Annotated in this window: 16 protein-coding genes and 3 pseudogenes; 5 read left to right on the forward strand and 14 right to left on the reverse strand. The window is 63.1% G+C overall.

Going from position 1 to position 20,188, the window contains the following annotated elements:
* Positions 1-10: 10 nt before the first annotated feature.
* Positions 11-1,264, reverse strand: coding sequence for a serine hydroxymethyltransferase (locus OH705_RS09075; RefSeq protein ID WP_094011557.1), 1,254 nt, complete (start codon positions 1,262-1,264; stop codon positions 11-13).
* A 294-nt stretch (positions 1,265-1,558) separates the two neighbouring features.
* On the opposite strand from OH705_RS09075, the gene OH705_RS09080 reads away from it, so the two are divergent.
* Positions 1,559-2,599 (forward strand): low specificity L-threonine aldolase, encoded by a 1,041-nt coding sequence (locus OH705_RS09080; protein WP_094011558.1) that lies wholly within the window; start codon positions 1,559-1,561, stop codon positions 2,597-2,599.
* Between the two features lie 70 nt (positions 2,600-2,669).
* Here OH705_RS09080 and OH705_RS29240 read toward each other — a convergent pair whose 3' ends face one another.
* From OH705_RS29240 to OH705_RS09095, 4 genes and pseudogenes are all read right to left on the reverse strand, one after another.
* Positions 2,670-3,407, reverse strand: a complete 738-nt coding sequence (locus tag OH705_RS29240; RefSeq protein ID WP_371920594.1) for a methyl-accepting chemotaxis protein — start codon at positions 3,405-3,407, stop codon at positions 2,670-2,672.
* A 126-nt stretch (positions 3,408-3,533) separates the two neighbouring features.
* A pseudogene (locus tag OH705_RS29245) lies at positions 3,534-4,700 on the reverse strand (cache domain-containing protein); the annotation flags it as partial.
* Between the two features lie 43 nt (positions 4,701-4,743).
* The gene (locus OH705_RS09090) at positions 4,744-5,046 is read right to left on the reverse strand and encodes a cell division protein ZapA (protein ID WP_023630184.1); all 303 of its coding nucleotides are present in this window, start codon (positions 5,044-5,046) and stop codon (positions 4,744-4,746) included.
* Positions 5,043-5,273 (reverse strand): hypothetical protein, encoded by a 231-nt coding sequence (locus OH705_RS09095; RefSeq protein ID WP_011536153.1) that lies wholly within the window; start codon positions 5,271-5,273, stop codon positions 5,043-5,045. The genes OH705_RS09090 and OH705_RS09095 overlap by 4 nt, the downstream gene beginning before the upstream one ends.
* 291 nt (positions 5,274-5,564) lie before the next feature.
* Between OH705_RS09095 and OH705_RS29250 the strand changes: the two are divergent.
* A pseudogene (locus OH705_RS29250) lies at positions 5,565-6,320 on the forward strand (MCP four helix bundle domain-containing protein); the annotation flags it as partial.
* On the forward strand, positions 6,312-7,175 hold the full coding sequence (locus OH705_RS29255; RefSeq protein WP_371920989.1) for a methyl-accepting chemotaxis protein: 864 nt from the start codon (positions 6,312-6,314) through the stop codon (positions 7,173-7,175). The pseudogene OH705_RS29250 and the gene OH705_RS29255, both read left to right, overlap by 9 nt.
* Before the next feature lie 87 nt (positions 7,176-7,262).
* On the opposite strand, the gene gbcB is transcribed toward OH705_RS29255, so the two are convergent.
* On the reverse strand, positions 7,263-8,363 hold the full coding sequence (gene gbcB / locus OH705_RS09105; protein WP_031314933.1) for a glycine-betaine demethylase subunit GbcB: 1,101 nt from the start codon (positions 8,361-8,363) through the stop codon (positions 7,263-7,265).
* 297 nt (positions 8,364-8,660) lie between these two features.
* Here gbcB and gbcA point away from each other — a divergent pair, with 297 nt between their 5' ends.
* The gene (gbcA, locus tag OH705_RS09110) at positions 8,661-9,953 is read left to right on the forward strand and encodes a glycine-betaine demethylase subunit GbcA (protein WP_267301944.1); all 1,293 of its coding nucleotides are present in this window, start codon (positions 8,661-8,663) and stop codon (positions 9,951-9,953) included.
* A 191-nt stretch (positions 9,954-10,144) separates the two neighbouring features.
* On the opposite strand, the gene OH705_RS09115 is transcribed toward gbcA, so the two are convergent.
* The 8 genes and pseudogenes from OH705_RS09115 to OH705_RS09150 all read right to left on the reverse strand — a co-directional run bounded on the left by OH705_RS09115 (position 10,145) and on the right by OH705_RS09150 (position 19,508).
* A complete protein-coding gene (locus OH705_RS09115) occupies positions 10,145-10,648 on the reverse strand; it encodes a hypothetical protein (protein WP_267302057.1) in 504 nt (167 codons plus the stop codon).
* A gap of 21 nt (positions 10,649-10,669) precedes the next feature.
* Positions 10,670-10,969: pseudogene (locus OH705_RS09120) on the reverse strand (RHS repeat-associated core domain-containing protein); the annotation flags it as partial.
* Between the two features lie 735 nt (positions 10,970-11,704).
* Positions 11,705-12,475 carry an electron transfer flavoprotein subunit beta gene (locus tag OH705_RS09125; protein WP_267301946.1) on the reverse strand — a complete coding sequence of 257 codons (771 nt, stop codon included), beginning with the start codon at positions 12,473-12,475 and terminating at the stop codon, positions 11,705-11,707.
* A 10-nt stretch (positions 12,476-12,485) separates the two neighbouring features.
* Positions 12,486-13,718 (reverse strand): electron transfer flavoprotein subunit alpha/FixB family protein, encoded by a 1,233-nt coding sequence (locus tag OH705_RS09130; protein WP_267301948.1) that lies wholly within the window; start codon positions 13,716-13,718, stop codon positions 12,486-12,488.
* Positions 13,718-15,670, reverse strand: coding sequence for a dimethylglycine demethylation protein DgcB (dgcB, locus tag OH705_RS09135; RefSeq protein WP_267301950.1), 1,953 nt, complete (start codon positions 15,668-15,670; stop codon positions 13,718-13,720). The genes OH705_RS09130 and dgcB overlap by 1 nt, the downstream gene beginning before the upstream one ends.
* 176 nt (positions 15,671-15,846) lie before the next feature.
* Positions 15,847-17,907 carry a dimethylglycine demethylation protein DgcA gene (gene dgcA, locus OH705_RS09140; protein ID WP_038707195.1) on the reverse strand — a complete coding sequence of 687 codons (2,061 nt, stop codon included), beginning with the start codon at positions 17,905-17,907 and terminating at the stop codon, positions 15,847-15,849.
* A 15-nt stretch (positions 17,908-17,922) separates the two neighbouring features.
* Complete coding sequence (locus OH705_RS09145) at positions 17,923-18,453, reverse strand: DUF5943 domain-containing protein (protein WP_012316656.1); 531 nt, start codon at positions 18,451-18,453, stop codon at positions 17,923-17,925.
* 77 nt (positions 18,454-18,530) lie between these two features.
* Complete coding sequence (locus OH705_RS09150; RefSeq protein WP_094011566.1) at positions 18,531-19,508, reverse strand: dipeptidase; 978 nt, start codon at positions 19,506-19,508, stop codon at positions 18,531-18,533.
* 274 nt (positions 19,509-19,782) lie between these two features.
* Between OH705_RS09150 and OH705_RS09155 the strand changes: the two genes are divergently transcribed.
* On the forward strand, positions 19,783-20,184 hold the full coding sequence (locus tag OH705_RS09155; RefSeq protein WP_023629701.1) for a lysozyme inhibitor LprI family protein: 402 nt from the start codon (positions 19,783-19,785) through the stop codon (positions 20,182-20,184).
* Positions 20,185-20,188 lie beyond the last annotated feature (4 nt).

Consider the following 20,188-nt stretch of genomic DNA (forward strand, 5'->3'; position numbering starts at 1 on the left):
TCTGCTCCACTCAGCGGTAGACCGGGAAGTCGGCGCACAGCGCGGCGACGTTCTTGGCCACATCGGCCTCGACATCGGCGTCGCCCAGGTTGTCCAGCACATCGCAGATCCAGCCGGCCAGCGCCACGCACTGGGCGACCTTGAAGCCGCGGGTGGTGACGGCCGGGGTGCCGATGCGCAGGCCCGAGGTGACGAACGGCGACTGCGGGTCGTTGGGCACGGCGTTCTTGTTGACGGTGATATGGGCGCGGCCCAGGGCGGCGTCGGCGTCCTTGCCGGTCAGGCCCTGGCGGATCAGGCTGACCAGGAACAGGTGGTTGTCGGTACCGCCCGACACCACGTCGTAGCCGCGCTCGATGAACACCTGGGCCATGGCCTGGGCGTTTTCGATGACTTGTTTCTGGTAGGCCTTGAACTCGGGCTCCAGTGCTTCCTTGAAGCACACCGCCTTGGCGGCGATCACGTGCATCAGCGGGCCGCCCTGGGCGCCGGGGAATACCGCAGCGTTGAGCTTTTTCTCGATCTCTTCGTTGGACTTGGCCAGGATCAGGCCGCCACGCGGACCGCGCAGGGTCTTGTGGGTGGTGGTGGTGACCACGTCGGCGAAGGGGATGGGGTTTGGGTACAGGCCGGCGGCGACCAGGCCGGCGACATGGGCCATGTCGACGAACAGCAGCGCGCCGACTTTATCGGCGATCTGGCGGAAACGCGGGAAATCCAGGGTCTTGGAGTAGGCCGAGAAGCCGGCGACGATCATCTTCGGCTTGTGTTCCACGGCCAGACGCTCGACTTCGTCGTAGTCGATCAAGCCGGTTGCGGTGTCGATTCCGTACTGCACGGCGTTGTACAGCTTGCCCGAGGACGACACCTTGGCGCCGTGGGTCAGGTGGCCGCCGTGGGCCAGGCTCATGCCCAGGATGGTGTCGCCGGCCTGCAGCAGGGCCAGGTACACGGCGCCGTTGGCCGAGGAGCCGGAGTGCGGCTGGACGTTGGCGTAGTCGGCGCCGAACAGCTGCTTGGCACGCTCGATGGCCAGCGCCTCGACTTTATCCACATGCTCGCAGCCGCCGTAGTAGCGCTTGCCCGGATAGCCTTCGGCGTACTTGTTGGTCAGGCCGCTGCCCTGGGCCTGCATGACGCGCTTGCTGGTGTAGTTCTCCGAGGCGATCAGCTCGATGTGAGCTTCCTGGCGCTGTTCCTCGGCATTCATCGCCGCCAGCAGTGCGTCGTCGTAACCCTGGATCTGGTCTTGCTTGCTGAACATCGTGTATCTCCCGGCAGCGATCGTTTCTTGTCTGGTGAGGGTTTTCCCACCCTTTGCAGCGATGGTATGACCGGGCACGGCGGTACAGATGCCTGCGCGCGCCTTGCAATGGCGCGTTTACGACATTGTTCAAGGCACTGTGGAAAACAGCGCGGGAGCGGGCTTGCCCCGGATGGCCTCATCGCGGGCAAGCCCGCTCTCACGAGGCCTGCGCTGCCTTTGGACAACCTGTATAGGCAACCGCCGAATCAATGGTTTAGAGTGCGTGCCTGCGTCGTAAAAAGGACAGGCGTCATGACCAACAACAACCAGCAATTCGCCAGCGACAACTATTCCGGCATCTGCCCCGAAGCCTGGGCCGCGATGGAAAAGGCCAACCAGGGCCACGAACGCGCCTACGGCGACGACCAGTGGACCGAACGGGCCTCGGAGTACTTCCGCAAGCTGTTCGAGACCGACTGCGAAGTGTTCTTCGCCTTCAACGGCACCGCCGCCAACTCCCTGGCCCTGGCCTCGCTGTGCCAGAGCTACCACAGCGTGATCTGCTCCGAGACCGCCCACGTCGAGACCGACGAATGCGGCGCGCCGGAGTTCTTCTCCAACGGCTCCAAGCTGCTCACCGCGCCTAGCGTCAACGGCAAGCTCACCCCCGAGTCGATCCGCGAAGTGGCGCTCAAGCGCCAGGACATCCACTACCCCAAGCCGCGGGTGGTGACCCTTACCCAGGCCACCGAAGTGGGCACCGTCTACCGCCCCGACGAGCTCAAGGCGATCAGCGCCACCTGCAAGGAGCTGGGCCTGAACCTGCACATGGACGGCGCGCGCTTCACCAATGCCTGCGCGTTCCTCGGCTGTTCGCCGGCCGAGCTGACCTGGAAGTCTGGCGTCGATGTGCTGTGTTTTGGCGGCACCAAGAACGGCATGGCGGTGGGCGAGGCGATCCTGTTCTTCAACCGCGACCTGGCCGAGGACTTCGACTACCGCTGCAAGCAGGCCGGGCAGTTGGCGTCGAAGATGCGCTTCTTGTCGGCGCCATGGGTCGGGCTGCTCGAAGACGGCGCGTGGATGCGCCATGGCCAGCACGCCAACCACTGCGCGCAGCTGCTGGCGTCGCTGGTGAGTGACCTGCCGGGGGTGGAGCTGATGTTCCCGGTTGAGGCCAACGGGGTATTCCTGCAGATGCCGGAACCTGCGCTGGAGGCGTTGCGCAACAAAGGCTGGCGTTTCTATACCTTCATCGGTAGCGGTGGTGCTCGGTTCATGTGCTCGTGGGATACCCAAGAATCCCGCGTGCGGGAGTTGGCGGCGGATATCCGCGCCATCGTTGGTGCCTGACAGACCCTAATCGCGGGGCAAGCCCGCTCCCACGCAACTGTCGTGGGAGCGGGCTTGCCCCGCGATTGTTTTACAGCCTGAACCCACCCATCTGTCGCGCCAGGTCATCGGCCAAACCACGCAGCGCCTGGCACTCCTCGCGGCAATCCTGCACCTCGGCCGCCGTCTGCCGCGCCAGGTCGGAAATGCCCTGTACCGTCCGGTTGATCTCCTCGGTCACCGCCGACTGTTCCTCGGTGGCCGTGGCTACCTGCTCGTTCATGCCGCTGATGCGCTCGACCTGATCGGTGATCGCGCCGAGCGAGGTACCAGTGCGCTGGCTCGACTCGACACCGTTGCCGGTGGCCGTTTGCCCGGCCTGCATCGACGCCACCGCCATGCCTGCGCCCTGCTTGAGACGCTGGATCATCTGCTGCACTTCGTCGGTGGACACCTGGGTGCGGCGCGCCAAGGTGCGTACTTCATCGGCGACAACCGCGAAGCCCCGGCCCATCTCACCGGCCCGCGCTGCCTCTATGGCGGCGTTGAGCGCCAGCAGGTTGGTCTGCTCGGATATGCTGCGGATCACCGCCAGCACCTCATCGATCGAGGCAACCTCGTCGGCCAGCTGGGTCACGGCCTCGGCGGCGCGGCCGATCTCCCCGGACATGCCCTCGATGTTGTGGATCGAGCGGCGCACCACCTCCCGCGCCTGCAGCGCTTCGTCCCGCGCCGATTGCGAGGCGTGGGCGGCGGAGCCGGCGTTCTGGGCGATATCCTGCACGGTCAGGCCCATTTCATGCACCGCGGTGGCGACCATTTCGGTCATCTCCTGCTGGCGGCCCGAGCGCTCGGCGGTGTTGTCCACCACCTGGGTCACCTGCTCCACCGACCGGTGCAGGCGTTCGGTGGTGCGCAGCACCTCGCCAATCAGGCCGCGTTGACTGTCGAGAAAGCGGTTGAAACCCCGGGCCAGATCGCCCAGTTCGTCCTGGCGCGCATCGTCCAGGCGATGGCTGAGGTCGCCCGCGCCACCGCCGATCTGCACCAGCGCCGCTGTGACCTGGCGGATCGGCCGTACCAGCCCGCGCGCCAGCAGCACCACCAGCAACAACGAGATCAGCGCCACGGCGCCGCCAATCAGGCAGGTCTGCCAGATGGCCTGGCGCGCCTGGGCGTAGATCTCGGTTTCCGGCACCTCGGCCACCAGCGTCCAGTTCAGGTCGCGCAAGGGCAGGCCCAAGGCCAGGTAGTCCTCGCCATCACGTTGGAAACGGCTGCTGCGCAGGCCCTCGCCGCCCATCAGCACAGCGTTTGCCGCCTCGACGTCCAGCTGCTCGGCAAGTTGACGCTTGCCGCTGAACTGCTGGTCGGGATGAACCTGGATCAGCCCGTCGTTGCGCACCAGGAACACCTTGCCGTGCTCGCCGAAGCTGAAGTCGTGGATCAGCTTGGACAGCTCGGTCATGCGCAGGCCCATGCCTGCCACGCCCACCAGCTGGCCGGCCTTTTCCACGCGATAGTCGATGAACAGCGCCAGTTCCCCCGTGGAGCCATCGATGTCGATGTTCAGCATGCGTTCGGCGCCGCTGTCGATATAGCCGTAGAACCAGTTGTCCTTGGGGTTGGCGCGGCTGAGGGTGCGGTCCAGGCCTTTTTCGTTGTAGTAGTTGCCACTCACCGTGGAGGCGAACAGGGTGGTAAAGGCGTGGTTGCGCTGCTTGGCGGCGTCGAGGTACTCGATGAACGCCGGCAGCGCGGCGGGATCTTCACCGGCAGCCAGCCAGTCGCGCAGGAGGGTGTTGCCGGCGATATCTGCGGCCGCCACCAGCGGGCGGCCGAGCATGCGCTCGATATCGTTGCGGATGGCCTCGATACTGGCCGGCAAGGCCGTATCGACTAGATAGCGCTCGGTGAGGCGGTTGAGCGCCACCGTATAGATCGCCACCACCACCAGGATGCTCGCCAGCAGGGCGGCGCCCATGCTCGCGATCAATTGCCACTGGATGCTCCGCTGCCAGATGCGCATGTGCCACTCCCCGATAATTATTGTTTTTCGGGAAGTGTATACACTTAAGTATCCAGTTGTTCCAGTGATCTGCGACAGACTGGACGCCCGCATCGCGGGGCAAGCTCGCTCTCACGAAGGCGCACGATGACGTCAGTCAGACGTCGGAGACGGCCTTGCTGATGGCATCGACCGTAGCGTCGATCTGCGCCTGGGTGCGCTCGAGGGTGCGGTCGTGCTCGCGCTGCAGTTCGATCTGCTTGGAGCACAGGTTCAGGGCTGCCAGCACCAGCAGCTTGTCGCCGATCAGGGTCGGGTAGCTGCGCTTGGTCTCGGCCAGGGCGACATTGAGCATGCGCACGGCCTGGTTCAGGGTTTCTTCCTGGCCCTCGGGGGCCTTCAGCGAATAGTCGTTGCCCAGGATCGACACGACGTTGACCGGCTGCGCTTGCAGTCTCATGCGTTCACGACACCTGCGCTGGCGCGCTCGACCAAGGCCTGGATGCGCGCGGCGGTGGCGCCGTGCTTCTCTTCCTGCTCCATGAGCGACAACTGCAGGCTGTCGTTCTCTTCCTTGGCTTGCGCCAGTTCCTGGCTGAGGCTGGCGTTCTGTTCGGCCAGCTGTGCGTTCTTGTGCATCAGGTCGCTGACCAGTTGCTCGAGTTGATTCAGGGAAGTTTCCAACATGCGTCTATCTCGGTTGTTGCAAAGGGCGCACACGATAAGGAAAAACCTGCGCCCCCGCCATTAAATATCGGATTCAAAAGGTGTTTGCCGGGTTGAGGTTGACCCAGGATCAGCCCCCTTGTTCCGACCTAGGTCAACCGCTGGTCAGGAAAATAGTTAGCTGCCTCACAATTTCATCAAGTCAGCCTAAAGACTGGCCGGTCACGACCGATAGGCAGGCAGGTCTTCTTCCGTCGCATGGATCGCGGCACCTCCTCTGCCTTGGAAACCGCCTCCATGTCCTTACGCAATATGAATATCGCGCCCCGCGCGTTGCTCGGGTTCGCCGTGATCGGTGTGCTGATGCTCGGCCTGGGTATCTTCTCGCTGATCCAGATGGGCAACATCCGCCAGGCCGGCGTGACCATCGAAGAAGTCAGCGTGCCCAGCATCAAGACCCTCGACGAGCTGACCGCACTGAACCTGCGCCTGCGCACCCTCTCCTACCGCCTGCTGCTCAACCGCGAGCCGGCCACGCAGCAAGACACCCTGCGCCTGCTGGACGAGCGTAACGCGCAGATCGACAAGGCGCGCCGCGCCTACGAGCCGCTGGTGACCGCCGCCGACGAGAAGGCCGCCTTCGACCAGTACGGCCTGCTGCTCAACCAGTACCGCCAGCTCGAGGCGCGCATGCGCAGCCTGAGCCAGGCCGGCGACCTCGATGCCCTGCGCGAACTGCTCAACCGCGACCTGCTGGACAACTCCGAGCAGATCAACAAGGTCATGGACGCGCTGGTGCGCATCAACACCGAGCAGACCAGCGCCACCAACGCCCAGGCGGCCGAGCAGTACAGCGGCGCCTTCGCCCTGGTCATCAGCCTGCTGGTAGCGGCCACGGTGCTGACCTTGCTGTTCGCCTTCCTGCTCACCCGCAGCATCGTCAAGCCCATCGACGAGGCGCTCAAGGCCGCCGAGCAGATCGCCGAAGGCGACCTGACCCACAGCATTCACGCCGACGGCACCGACGAGGCCGCGCGCCTGCTCAAGGCCATGGCCAAGATGCAGGACAAGCTGCGCGACACCCTGCAGTTGATCGCAGGCTCCGCCACCCAGCTGGCCTCCGCCGCCGAAGAGCTGAACAGCGTCACCGACGAAAGCGCCCGTGGCCTGCAGCAGCAGAACAACGAGATCGAGCAGGCCGCCACCGCCGTTACCGAGATGACCAGTGCCGTCGAAGAAGTGGCCCGTAACGCGGTCAGCACTTCGGAAGCCTCCAGCGAAGCCAGCCGCTCGGCCGGCGATGGCCGCGACCTGGTACTGGAGACCGTGGGCGCCATCGAGCGCATGAGCGGCGATGTGCAGGCCACCGCCAAGCTGATCGCACACCTCGCCGAGCAGTCCCGTGATATCGGCAAGGTGCTCGACGTGATCCGCGGCCTGGCCGACCAGACCAACCTGCTGGCGCTCAACGCCGCCATCGAGGCCGCCCGCGCTGGCGAGGCAGGCCGTGGTTTTGCCGTGGTTGCCGACGAAGTGCGTGCCCTGGCTCACCGCACCCAGCAGTCCACCAGCGAGATCGAGCGGATGATCGGCAGCATCCAGGGTGGCACCGAGCAGGCCGTGGACTCGATGCGCACCAGCACCGAGCGCGCCGAATCGACCCTGAACATCGCCCGTGGCGCGGGCCTGGCACTGGACACCATCGCCGGCGCGGTGGCGCAGATCAACGAGCGCAACCTGGTGATTGCCAGCGCCGCCGAGGAGCAGGCCCAGGTGGCCCGCGAGGTGGACCGCAACCTGGTGAACATCAACGACCTGTCGGTGCAGAGTGCCACCGGGGCGCACCAGACCAGCGCGGCAAGTGCCGAACTGTCGCGGCTGGCGGTGGATCTGAATGGGTTGGTGGCGCGATTCCGTACCTGATCCTCAAACGCATCGCGGGGCAAGCCCGCTCCCACCAGCCTCACTGCGTGGGAGCGGGCTTGCCCCGCGATCGCATCCGATCGAGGATCAATACTCGATCCGCACATCCCCCTTTGGCACGCTGCAGCACGACAGGATGTAGCCCTCGGCCTCGTCCTCCTCGGTGATCCCGCCGTTGTGCTCCATCTCCACCTCGCCGCCGAGCTTGAGCACCTTGCAGGTGCCGCAGATGCCCATGCCGCAGGCCTTGGGGATCATCAGCCCGACCTTGGCCGCCGCCGCATGCACGGTTTCGCCCGGGGCCACGCGGATGCTCTTGTCACTGCCGACGAACTCCACCAGGTTGAGGTCGGCTGCATCCACTTCCGGCGCATCGGCCGCCGCTTCGGCGTGCTCCACTGCGTCGGCCTTGGCTTCAGGCGGCGTCGCGCCGAACGATTCCTCGTGGTAGTTCTTCATGTCGAAGCCGACCGCTTCGAGCATGCGCTTGACCGCGCTCATGTAGGGCGTGGGGCCGCAGCAGAAGATGGTGCGCTCAAGGTAGTCCGGGGCGATCAGCTCCATCAGCCGCTGGTTGAGGTAGCCGCGATAACCCGCCCACGGCTCGCCCAACCCGTGCTTCTCGCAAATGATATGCAGGCTGAAGTTGGGGATGCGCGAGGCCATCTGTTCCAGCTCGCGGTGGTAGATGATGTCTTTCGGCGAGCGGGCGCTGTGCACGAAGACCATGTCGACATTGGCGTTGGTGTCGTAGAACCAGCGCGCCATGGACATCACCGGGGTGATGCCGACGCCGCCGGACAGATAAAGGGTCTTGCCGGCCGGGAAGTCGATGGCGTTGAACAGCCCCACCGGCCCGTGCACCGGCAACTCGGCGCCTTCGTGCATGGTGTCGTGGAGGAAGTTGGAGACCAGCCCGCCCGGCACCCGCTTGACGGTGATCGAGAAGCTGTAAGGCACCGACGGCGAGCTGGAGATGGTGTACGAACGCATCACCGGCTTGCCTTCGATCTCCAGCTCAAGGGTGACGAACTGCCCGGGCTTGAAGAAGAACATGATCGGCTGGTCGGCCATGAAGCAGAAGGTGCGCACGTCCCAGGTTTCCTGGATGACCTTGACGCAACGCACGATGTGGCGGCCATTGGCCCAGGTCTGGGTGGTAACCGGATTGAGGAAGGTATCGGACATGTTCATCTCCAGCAGCCGACTGTCGGCCTTTCTTATGGCTCCGATAATGCGCATAGCGCCGTCTACGTACATTCCCATCCGCGACATCGGCGTGCTTATCGCGACCAGCCCCGCGCTACAAGGGCTGGCGCGTCGGAATTCGATGCGGCCATGTCGCCCGTGGATATGGTCCTTTCCCGGCCCGGACGCACACTCCTCGGCAAAACAACACGCTGTTTATCCCAAAGAACAGCCTTGCGGCACTACAACAACGATTAGCCACTTCAGCCGGCCGCACGCGGCCACGAGGACCACACGATGGACGTCACCGCAACCCTGAGCCTGGGCGATCCACTGGAACCTGCACGCAAGGCCACCGCCGAGATGCTGCAGACCCGCGAGCGCACCTACTCGCTGCCGCAACCGTTCTACTGCGATGAGCGCCTGTTCCAGATCGACATGCAGGAGATCTTCCACAAGGAGTGGCTGATCGCCGGCATGGTTTGCGAGATCCCGACCAAGGGCAACTACATCACCCTGCAGATCGGCAAGAACCCGATCATCGTGATACGCGGTGCCGAAGGTAAGGTGCATGCCTTCCACAACGTCTGCCGCCACCGCGGCTCGCGCCTGTGCGTGAGCGACAAAGGCAAGGTGGCCAAGCTGGTCTGCCACTACCACCAGTGGACCTATGAACTTGATGGCCGCCTGCTGTTCGCCGGCACCGAGATGGGCGCCGACTTCGACATGAACCAGTACGGTCTGAAACCGGTGAACGTTAAGGTGGCCGGGGGCTACATCTTCATCAGCCTGGCCGAGAATCCGCCGGCCATCGACGAGTTCCTCGCCACCCTCGACCACTACATGGAACCGTACGACATGGAGAACACCAAGGTGGCGGTGCAGACCACCTTGATGGAAAAGGCCAACTGGAAGCTGGTGCTGGAGAACAACCGCGAGTGCTACCACTGCAACGGCTCGCACCCGGAGCTGCTGAAAACCCTGCTGGAATGGGACGACACCAACGACCCGCGGGCCAGCCAGGAATTCAAGGACCACGTGGCCGCCTCGGCCGCCGCCTGGGAGGCCGAGAAAATCCCTTACCTGCACAAGAGCCATGGCCTGCGTAACCGCATCGTGCGCATGCCGCTGCTCAAGGGCACCGTGTCGATGACCATGGACGGCAAGGTGGCTTGCAAGAAGCTGATGGGGCGCATCAAGAACCCGGACCTCGGCTCGATGCGCATCCTGCACCTGCCGCATTCGTGGAACCACTGCATGGGCGATCATATGATCGTGTTCACCGTGTGGCCGATCAGCGCCCAGGAAACCATGGTCACCACCAAGTGGCTGGTGCACAAGGATGCGGTGGAGGGGGTGGATTACAACCCTGAAGAGATGCGCAAGGTGTGGGATGCCACCAATGACCAGGATCGGCGGTTGGCCGAGGAGAACCAGCGGGGGATCAATTCCACGGCTTACCAGCCGGGGCCGTATTCGAAGACTTATGAGTTTGGGGTGGTGAATTTTATCGATTGGTATAGTCAGCGGTTGTTGAACAACTTGGGGGCGGAGCCGGCACCCTACCTGAAGGAAGTGCTCGCTCAGTGAAAGAAATCGACCACGCCTGGCGCACCAGCCAAGGCGTGGTCGGTTCAGGGCGCAATTTCTCCATCCTCGACAAGTATAAGCGTCGCCATCATTTATACGTCAGGAATACGTACCTGCACATTCTATCTATGGGTCAACCACATGATTCCATAAACCCAATAAAATTGGGTCAACCAGAATCTCAGGAAAACTCACAGACCAGCATCCGCACCACTTGACGTATCTAACATCGCAATATCCGCGGCAGCACCGAAGTCATGTCCAGCCTCGGGATCCTCTCCACTACGCATATTCTTATTTAGATTATTCTTCATTCTTGCTCTATCCAGATCCACGCCCGCGATAAAAGTCTCAATTATAACAGTCGCGGTCCCTGTTGCTGCTGCTGCGGCCTTAACAATCAAGGCCTGCGTCAAATCATCGTCCCGGTTTGATTGCTGAAACATGTTTTCAGGATCTGTAACTTTAGAAGCAAAAAATTTTCTTAACTCACTTGCACCTAACAAAATAATAGTTGAGACTTTCAGGAATTGCGAGACTAACTCAGGTAGCTTTAGCGGATCTGTCCACGGACGTTTCGCCCCAGTGACTTCAGACCTCCAGTGCTTAAGCCCCATATTTATACCATCAAATGTAATCTTAGCTCCTGTAGCATAAACAATTACATTGACCGCTGATGTCACAGGGGCAGTCATTGGAAGTCTACCGCTAGGATCAGTCCTATTTACAGGATCACGACTACAATAGGCATATGTATTTATCCCTCCCTTGCCAAAAGGGCTTAGCCTGTCAGGAGAGTGAAAACACTTCAGTACTGTATTGTAAATTCTATGGCCGTTACCCAGTAGGTAAAAACCTACGGCGGGCTCGCATAGCTGGCCGGTGAAACCGAGACTTGGCTTCGCGGTGAGCCCATGCTTGTAACCATATGGCAAGTACGCGGCAGTGCTAGTGCATGCACCAAAACGGGCAAGTGGACTGTGAAGGCGATCAACTGCCAGTAGCGTGCTCGACATTAACTAGAACTCCTAAGAGGAAATGACAGCCGATAAGGTCGATGCCTGCCCCGCGAAGGCCTGCACAGCCCTGTAGAAGGGCTACTGGAAGTACGCTATCACCGACGCGAAATTGTGATAACTGGTAAAAATGCCAGGTCAAGGGCAAGCTTCTTAACCTTCAGCCCCACTTTTATCCATAAGATGCCTATGTGGCGGCTGCCGCTAGCCGATTGATCAAAAAACGATCAACCAAATGGACGCCACGTAAATTAACGCCTGTAGCGTTCATCCAACACGTTATCCACAGGGACGCCAACAGCATCTGTTGAAAACAACAGGTCAACCATCACACCGCTGTGGATATCATGCGCCAGACCTATCGATGCATGGCTCTACAGCATGCTGCATAGCTTTGATCATTTTCTGATCAACTGCATGCAAGGCACCGACAGCGTGGGCTTCAAGCAACTCTTTACAAATTATCCACAGGTCGATCAACAGTATTTGTGGGCAAATACTTGCTTAAGCTATCCAATCCGGATTTCTGGCTTTCAATTCGCCAAAACCTGGGCTGATCAATTTTCGAACGACTGCCCGTGCGCCTTGAGTTTCGTGCTCTCCAGCAAATGGCGAACACTTTATCCACAGTTTGGCAAACAGAAACGGTGGGCAAAAAGCAATGATCGCTCCTACAGGCGATACGCAAGGCCAGTAGGAGCGGAGCTATACGGAGACGACGTGCCCCTGGTGGCATCAACGCAGGACGCCCTCCTCGACCAACAGCTTCAGGATCGCCTCGGCGCCCTCCTGTGGAGAGACATCTTTGAGCACCTTGCCGCCCCCGCCACTGGCCTTGGCCGTGGCGGCCTTCATGCGATCGGCGCCGCTCTTGGCCTTGATCACCTTGAGCCGCTTGGGGCGTGGGCGGGCCGGTTGCAGGGCATCTTTGGCCAGCAACGGATCGTCCACAACCTCTACAGTGCGCGCCGCCAGCACCCCACGCCGGGCCGGGCCGAAGGCTGATTGTCGTGGCTTGGGCGCGGCGTTATCCACAGTCGCCAGCAATGGCAGGCGCACTTTCAGGCGACGCCGCTGGCCGCGTGGCAGTGCCTGCAGCACCTGGGCAGTGCCGTTGTCGATGGACTCGACCTCGGCTAACCCCACCACCAGCGGCCAGCCCAGTTTCTCGGCCAGAAGGAATGGCAGCATGCCCGAGCCTTCACCGGTTTCGGCCTGGCTGCCGGCCAGCACCAACTGGGCGCCAGCATCGCGCAGGTAATCGCCCAGCACACCCAGCACATCGGCGCCAGCAGGCTGTTCCAGCACATCCAGATGATCCAGCCCCATCCCCAGGTAAGCACGCAGCGCCTCTTCGTGGGGATCTCCGGCATGCACCACCTGCAAGTTATCCCCAGCCAGCTGCAGGCCCAGTTCGACGGCGCGGGCATCCTGCTCGGCGCGACGGGCGCGCCCGGAACTGGGGTGGGCACCGATGGAAACCAGGCTGATGACTTTCGTACTCATGCGCGTGCCCCTATGCCGCGTCGCGCTGGCCGCCGCTGCGGAAGTTATCCACAGCCTCGATCAGTGCCTGGAGAATCGCCGAGCTGTCGCCAATCACCGACAGGTCGGCCCGTTTGATCATGTCGCATCCCGGGTCCATATTGATCGCCACCACCTTGTCGCAGGCGACGATGCCCTGCAGGTGCTGGATGGCGCCGGAGATACCCACAGCCACGTAAACCCGTGCGGTAACCCAGGTGCCGGTAGCGCCGACCTGGCGGTTGCGCGGCATGAAGCCGTCATCCACCGCCACCCGCGAGGCGCCTTCGGTGGCGCCCAAGGCAGCGGTGGCCTGGTGATACAGGTCCCAGTCCTTGACGCCGTTGCCGCCGGATACGATGAACTCGGCCTCTGCCATGGCGATGGCCGCCGGGTCCACGGCCACCGAGCCGAGGTCTTCGATGCGCGACAGGCTGCGCGCCACGCCTGTGGACAACTCCACCGGCAGGGCTTCATGGCGAGTCTCGCTTACCGGCTCGGCGCATTCGGCGGCGGCCAGGATCAGTCGCGGCACCTCACGCTGGGTATCCTGCTGGCCCGCGCCTGCACGGCCGATGCACTGGCCATCCTTGACCTGCCACACCCTTGTTGCCGGGCGCTCACCCAAGGCTGCGGCGAAACGTCGGCCCAGCTCGCCGCCACCGCTGCGGCTGTCGGGCAGCAGCCAGTGGCGTGGGGCGAACTGGTTATCCACAGCCCGCAGGCCCTGGACCAGTTGTTCTGGTGCATAACCCTCGAAGGCCTCACCCTCGATGACCAGCAGGCGGTCGACGCCGGCTGTGGAAAAGTTGCTTTCCTTGTGCTCGCCGAACACCACGGCCAGCACCGCACCGTCGCTACCGGCCAGGCTGTGGGCCAGGCCGAACAGGTCGCGGTCGTGGCTGCCGAGACGGCCACCGACCATGTCCGGTACCACGGCGATATAGAACACAGGCGCGGCAACCTGGTGCAGCGGCAACTGCACCTCGGCGGCGGCTGTGCGCCGGCCGCCCACACCGGTGCCCTGCTGGGCGCCGCTGCGGTCGATGCGCTTGAGGCCGTTGGGGCCGATGAAGCCGGCAGCAATCGCATGGGGATTCTTGCGCATCAGCCCATTGGGGCCCATCCAGCTGGTTTGTTGCGTCTGCATGGCCGCATGCAGCGGGTGCAGGCGGTTACGGGCGATCCACTCGGCGCGTGGGTCACGGCGGATGATGTCGCTCATCAGTGCACCTCCGCAGGTTCACGTTTGGCCGCTGGCGACTTTGCGCTGGCGGGGGCCTCTTCTTCGATCAGTACATCGGCGACCAGCTCGGCCAGGTCCTTGATCTGTGGGCGCGGTTCGACCACGCCTTCGAGCATCGCCGTGCACTGTGGGCAGCCCACGGCCACCAACTCGGCCTCGGTCTCGCGGATATCGTCCATGCGCATGTCGGGGATACGCTGCTTGCCGGGGATATCGGTGATCGGCGCACCGCCGCCTCCGCCACAGCAGCGGGAACGGAAGCCCGAGCGCTGCATCTCACGCACTTCGATACCGAGGGCCTTGAGCACGTCGCGCGGGGCTTGGTACTCGCCGTTGTAGCGGCCCAGGTAGCACGGGTCGTGGTAGGTGACGCTGCCGCCCTTGTGCTGGCCGAGGTTGAGCTTGCCGGCGGCGATCAGTTCGGCGATGTAGGTGCTGTGGTGCTGCACCTGGTACTCGCCGCCAAGGGCGCCGTATTCGTTCTTCAGCACATGGAAGCTGTGCGGGTCGCAGGTGACGATGCGCTGGAACTGGTACTTGGCGAGGGTCTGGATATTGCGCTTGGCCAGTTGCTGGAAGGTCGCTTCATCGCCCAGACGGCGCGCCACGTCACCGCTGTCTCGCTCTTCCAGGCCGAGCACGGCAAAGTCCACGCCGGACGCCTTGAGCACTTTGACGAAGGCGCGAAGGGTGCGCTGATTGCGCATGTCGAAGGCGCCATCGCCGACCCAGAACAGCACCTCGGTGGTTTTCACCTCTGAGAGCAGCTTCAGGTTGAGGTCAGCCGCCCAGTTCATCCGCCCGCCGGGGGCGAAGCCGCCGGGGTTGTCGGTGGCAATCAGGTTGTCCAGCACCTCGGCGCCCTTGTTCGGCGTGGCGCCCTTTTCCAGGGTCAGATGGCGGCGCATGTCGACGATGGCATCGACGTGCTCGATCATCATCGGGCATTCCTCGACGCAGGCGCGGCAAGTCGTGCACGACCACAGCGTCTCGGCATCCACCAGGCCGTTGACGATCGGCTGGTGCGGGTGGCCGCCATGCTCGCCGATCGGCTTGCCCGGGTACGGGCTGCCGGCGAAGCGCGCGTCGGTGCCACCGGCCAGGCCGATGACCATGTCCTGGATCAGTTTCTTCGGGTTCAGCGGCTGGCCAGCGGCGAACGCCGGGCACATGGCCTCGCATTTGCCGCACTGCACGCAGGCGTCGAAACCGAGCAACTGATTCCAGGTGAAGTCCACCGGTTTTTCCACGCCCAGCGGCGCATTCGGGTCTTCCAGATCCAGCGGCTTGAGGCCCGTGGAGCGGCCACCGCCAAAGCGTTCGGCGCGGCGGTGCCAGGCCAGGTGCAGGGCGCCGGCGAAGGCGTGCTTCATCGGCCCGCCCCAGGTCATGCCGAAGAAAAGCTCGGACACGCCCCACAGCACACCGATACCCAGCAGTGCCACCAGTACCCAGCCGCCCGTGCCTTCAGGTAGGATTCCCGCCACCGGCAAGGTGGCAATGAAGAAGCTCGCCGCGAACATCAGCAGGCTCTTGGGCAGGCGCATCCACGGGCCCTTGGACAGCCGGGAGGGCGGGTTCAGCCGGCGTTTGAAGACAAACAAGGCGCCACTGAACATGACCACCGTGGCCACCAGCAAGGCGTAACCGAGGATCTTGCTGTGCAGGCCAAAGCCATGCACCAGGATCGCCAGCACGGCCGAGAGCACGAAGCCGCCGGCGGTGGCCACGTGGGTCTTGGACATGTACTTGTCGCGCTCGACCACATGGTGCAGGTCCACCAGGTAGCGTCGTGGCATGGCCAGCAGGCCGCCAAGCAGGTCGACCTTGCTCGGCCGCCCGCGCCGCCACATGCGCACCCGGCGCAGGGCGCCGAGCACCGCCAGGGCGAGGGCGGTGAACAGCAGGATGGGTAGAAGGGTGTTCAACATGGGAGGCTCCCACAACAGCGGTAAGCGTGCGTCGGTCCCTGTGGCGGAGGTCGGTGGGAGCGGGCTTGCCCCGCGATAGCGTCCGATCGGCCAATCAGGTTGCACCTGCTGGCGCTATCGCGGGGCAAGCCCGCTCCCACCGTGTTCTCCCTACAGGAACCGCGTTGGTCCTGGGCTCAGAAATCCTTGCACAGCCGCAAGGCGTCGTAGATCGCCGCATGAACGTTGCGCTGGGCCACGCAGTCGCCGATGCGGTACAGCAGGTAGCCCTCGCCCGGCTGGCTGAGGATCGGCTGCGGCTTGATGGCGAACAGCGCCTCCACATCGATCTGGCCCTTGTTGCGCGAACCGTCCTTGAGCGCGTAGTACAGCTGCTCGTCGGGACGCACACCGTTTTCCACCACCACCTGGTCGACCACCCGTTCTTCCTTGGCGCCGGTGTACTCGTTCTCGAGCACCGCCACCAGCTTGTCGCCCTCGCGGTAGACCTTTTCCAGCATCATGTCGCCGGTCATGATCACTTCTTTCGGGTACATGCTGCGGTAGTAGGTCGGGAAGGTGGTGCCGCCCATGGCCACGCCCGGCTTGATGTCGTCGGTGACGATCTCGACCTGGCTGCCCTTGTCGGCAATGAAGTCGGCCACCGACATGCCGGTGAATTCGCAGATGGTGTCGTACACCAGCACGTTCTTGCCCGGCGCGACCTTGCCATCGAGCACGTCCCAGCTGCTGACCACCAGGCCTTCGGCAGCGCCCCAGTGCTCGTTCTGTTCAAGGAACGAGTGCCCGCCCACCGCCAGCACGATCACATCCGGGCGCAGGTCCTGGATGGTCGCCACGTCGGCGGCAGTGCCCAGGCGCAGGTCGACCTTCAAACGCGCCAGCTCCAGCTGGTACCAGCGGGTGATACCGGCAATCTGGTCACGCTGCGGGGCCTTGGCGGCGATGGTGATCTGCCCGCCAATCTGCTCCTTCTTCTCGAACAGGGTCACGTCGTGGCCACGTTCGGCTGCCACGCGGGCCGCTTCCATGCCGGCGGGGCCAGCGCCAACCACCACCACCTTGCGCTTGACCCCGGTGGTTTTCTCGATGATGTGCGGCACGCCCAGGTATTCGCGGGAGGTGGCCGCATTCTGGATGCACAGCACATCCAGGCCCTGGTACTGGCGGTCGATGCAGTAGTTGGCACCGACGCACTGCTTGATCTGGTCGATCTGGCCCATCTTGATCTTGGCGATCAGGTGCGGGTCAGCCATGTGCGCGCGGGTCATGCCGACCATGTCGACGTAGCCGCCTTCGAGAATGCGCGTGGCCTGGTTCGGGTCCTTGATGTTCTGCGCGTGCAGCACCGGGACCTTGACCACTTCCTTGATGCCGGCCGCCAGGTGCAGGAACGGCTCCGGCGGGTAGCTCATGTTGGGGATGACGTTGGCCAGGGTGTTGTGGGTGTCGCAGCCCGAGCCGACCACGCCGATGAAATCGAGCATGCCGGTGGCGTCGTAGTAGGCGGCGATCTGTTTCATGTCCTCGTGGCTGAGGCCATCGGGGTGGAACTCGTCACCGCAGATGCGCATGCCCACGCAGAAGTCGTCGCCGACTTCCTTGCGCACAGCCTTGAGCACTTCCAGGCCGAACTTCATGCGGCCTTCGAAGGTGCCGCCCCATTCATCGGTACGCTTGTTGACCCGCGGGCTCCAGAACTGGTCGATCATGTGCTGGTGCACGGCCGACAGCTCGACGCCGTCCAGGCCGCCCTCCTTGGCACGACGCGCAGCCTGGGCGTAATTACCGATCACCCGCCAGATCTCTTCCACCTCGATAGTCTTGCAGGTGGCGCGGTGCACCGGTTCACGGATGCCCGATGGTGACATCAGCGTTGGCCAGTTGAAGCCGTCCCAACGCGAGCGCCGGCCCATGTGGGTAATCTGGATCATGATCTTGGCGCCATGCTTGTGCATGGCGTCGGCGAGGTTCTGGAAGTGCGGGATGATGCGGTCGGTGGACAGGTTGACCGAGGCCCACCACTCCTGCGGACTGTCGATGGCCACCACCGACGAGCCACCGCAGATCGCCAGGCCGATCCCGCCCTTGGCCTTCTCTTCGTAGTACTTCACATAGCGGTCGGTGGTCATGCCGCCATCGGTGGCATACACCTCGGCGTGCGCGGTGCTGAGCACGCGGTTGCGGATGGTCAGCTTGCCGATCTGGATCGGCTGGAACATTGCTTCGAAGGCCATGACGCTATCTCCGGCTTACAACGGCTTTGTAACGAACAGGCCATCTTCGTGGCCTTCTTCCGACCCGCCGTAGACCTGCTCGGCCACGGTGCGGATCGAGCTGCCGCGAGCGGCGAGAATCTGGTCCATGGCGCCGGCGAACCAGCCGGTGAACATGTAGTCGACCTTGCGGCCGCACTTACCGTACACGTACACGAACGCCGAGTGCTTGAGCTTGACGCTGCAGGTGCCTTTATCCAGGTCGATGTCCTGGATCTCGAACAGGCCCCAGCCACGCTGGCTCAGGCGCTTCATGTAATGCTCGAACACCGCCACGCCTTCGAGGCCATGGCATTCGGCTTCCTTCTCGCACCAGTGCCAGGCGGACTTGTAGCCGGCCTTGTAGAGGATCTCGGCATAGGCGTCGGCGCCCAGCACTTCCTCGATGCCCATGTGGTTGTTGACGAAGAAATGCCGCGGCACGTAGAGCATCGGCAGGGCGTCACTGGTCCAGACACCGGTCTCGCTGTCGACTTCGATTGGCAATTGCGGGGCGATCTTGGCCATGGAAACTCAACTCCATACAAATTTTTATTGGTGTGCCCCGGCGTTGCTGGCAGGGGCTTTCAGGCTTGGAGAGCGGCTTACTCGCCCCAGACGTCTTTCAATACGTTGACCCAGTTTTCGCCCATGATCTTGCGTACCACGCGCTCGGAATGGCCACGCTTTAGCAGCGTCTCGGTCAGGTTGGGGAACTCGCCGACGGTGCGGATGCCCAGCGGGTTGATGATCTTGCCGAAATTGGTCAGGCGCCGGGCGTAGCCCTTGTCGTGCGTGAGGTACTCGAAGAAGTCCTGGCCGTGGCCCTGGGTGAAGTCGGTACCGATACCGATGGCATCTTCACCGACGATGTTCATGGTGTACTCGATGGCTTCGGCGTAGTCGTCGATGGTCGAGTCGATGCCCTTGGCCAGGAACGGCGCGAACATGGTCACACCGACGAAACCGCCGTGGTCGGCGATGAACTTCAACTCTGCGTCGGACTTGTTGCGCGGATGTTCCTTGAGGCCCGAGGGCAGGCAGTGGGAATAGCAGACCGGCTTCTTCGACTCGAGGATGACTTCCTCGGAGGTTTTCGAGCCGACATGGGACAGGTCGCACATGATGCCGACCCGATTCATCTCGGCGACGATCTCGCGGCCGAAGCCCGACAGCCCGCCGTCGCGCTCGTAGCAGCCGGTGCCGACCAGGTTCTGGGTGTTGTAGCACATCTGCACGATGCCCACGCCCAACTGCTTGAACACCTCGACGTAGGCGATCTGGTCCTCGAACGCGTGGGCGTTCTGGAAGCCGAAGAGGATGCCGGTCTTGCCCAGTTCCTTGGCCTTGCGGATGTCGGCGGTGGTACGCACCGGCATCACCAGGTCGCTGTTTTCGCGGATCAGCTTCTGGCTGGAAGCGATGTTGTCGACAGTGGCCTTGAAGCCCTCCCACACCGACACCGTGCAGTTGGCCGCGGTCAGCCCGCCCTTGCGCATGTCCTCGAACAGCTCGCGGTTCCATTTGGCAATGATCAGGCCGTCGATGACGATGCTGTCGGCGTGAAGTTCGGCTGGGCTCATCAGGCTGTCCCCTTTTATTGAAGTTTGCAGACGCCGAACCTTGTGCCGACGCTTTGGGGCCAGCATATGCCTGCGGCCCGAGGCGCCCCGATGCAAAAACGACAGGGGGTTTGCCGAAAGCGTCAATGGCTGACCTGGCACGCTCTAACGCGCCCCTCGGCAATGAGAGCGAGTCTCGACAACGCTGTTTCATGAACATTTTCTCGGGGAGCTATCGCGCGGGCCTGGGCTGAGCGAGAATCCAGCGAATCGCAGCCTCTTCAGGAGAAACCCGATGAAATCAATGGCATGGCTGGTCTTGCTGGCAGTGGCTTTCGGCGCGCACGCCGCCGAAGAGGAGAGTACCCCCTGCGACAACGTCGAGACCGACCAGCAGGGCTATGCCTGCGCCGCCTACAACAAGCAGACCGCCGAACGCGAGCTGAAGGCGGCCTATGACGACCTCATGCAGCGCATTCGCGACCAGTACGCGGATGAAAGCGACAAGGCCGCGGCGCTGAGCGGCAAGCTGGAAGCCGCCGAGAAACTCTGGACGCAGCTGCGTGACGCCGACTGCAAGGTCGAGACCTGGGCCGAGAAACCCGGCAGCAAGGCGTTCGAGGCGGCGTGGGACACCTGCGTGGCGCAGCGTAGCGATGAGCGCTCTGAGTACCTGCAGGGCATCGGCCAGCAATGACCTT

Source organism: Pseudomonas sp. BJa3 (genome assembly GCF_026343815.1).
Lineage (GTDB): Bacteria > Pseudomonadota > Gammaproteobacteria > Pseudomonadales > Pseudomonadaceae > Aquipseudomonas > Aquipseudomonas soli.

Bases quoted from the DNA above. Each gene is read 5' to 3' on its own strand.
- OH705_RS09075 (WP_094011557.1), bottom strand. From the start codon at position 1,264: ATGTTCAGCAAGCAAGACCAGATCCAGGGTTACGACGACGCACTGCTG.
- OH705_RS09080 (WP_094011558.1), top strand. From the start codon at position 1,559: ATGACCAACAACAACCAGCAATTCGCCAGCGACAACTATTCCGGCATC.
- OH705_RS29240 (WP_371920594.1), bottom strand. From the start codon at position 3,407: ATGACCGAAATGGTCGCCACCGCGGTGCATGAAATGGGCCTGACCGTG.
- OH705_RS09090 (WP_023630184.1), bottom strand. From the start codon at position 5,046: ATGAGACTGCAAGCGCAGCCGGTCAACGTCGTGTCGATCCTGGGCAAC.
- OH705_RS09095 (WP_011536153.1), bottom strand. From the start codon at position 5,273: ATGTTGGAAACTTCCCTGAATCAACTCGAGCAACTGGTCAGCGACCTG.
- OH705_RS29255 (WP_371920989.1), top strand. From the start codon at position 6,312: ATGCAGGACAAGCTGCGCGACACCCTGCAGTTGATCGCAGGCTCCGCC.
- gbcB (WP_031314933.1), bottom strand. From the start codon at position 8,363: ATGTCCGATACCTTCCTCAATCCGGTTACCACCCAGACCTGGGCCAAT.
- gbcA (WP_267301944.1), top strand. From the start codon at position 8,661: ATGGACGTCACCGCAACCCTGAGCCTGGGCGATCCACTGGAACCTGCA.
- OH705_RS09115 (WP_267302057.1), bottom strand. From the start codon at position 10,648: ATGACTGCCCCTGTGACATCAGCGGTCAATGTAATTGTTTATGCTACA.
- OH705_RS09125 (WP_267301946.1), bottom strand. From the start codon at position 12,475: ATGAGTACGAAAGTCATCAGCCTGGTTTCCATCGGTGCCCACCCCAGT.
- OH705_RS09130 (WP_267301948.1), bottom strand. From the start codon at position 13,718: ATGAGCGACATCATCCGCCGTGACCCACGCGCCGAGTGGATCGCCCGT.
- dgcB (WP_267301950.1), bottom strand. From the start codon at position 15,670: ATGTTGAACACCCTTCTACCCATCCTGCTGTTCACCGCCCTCGCCCTG.
- dgcA (WP_038707195.1), bottom strand. From the start codon at position 17,907: ATGGCCTTCGAAGCAATGTTCCAGCCGATCCAGATCGGCAAGCTGACC.
- OH705_RS09145 (WP_012316656.1), bottom strand. From the start codon at position 18,453: ATGGCCAAGATCGCCCCGCAATTGCCAATCGAAGTCGACAGCGAGACC.
- OH705_RS09150 (WP_094011566.1), bottom strand. From the start codon at position 19,508: ATGAGCCCAGCCGAACTTCACGCCGACAGCATCGTCATCGACGGCCTG.
- OH705_RS09155 (WP_023629701.1), top strand. From the start codon at position 19,783: ATGAAATCAATGGCATGGCTGGTCTTGCTGGCAGTGGCTTTCGGCGCG.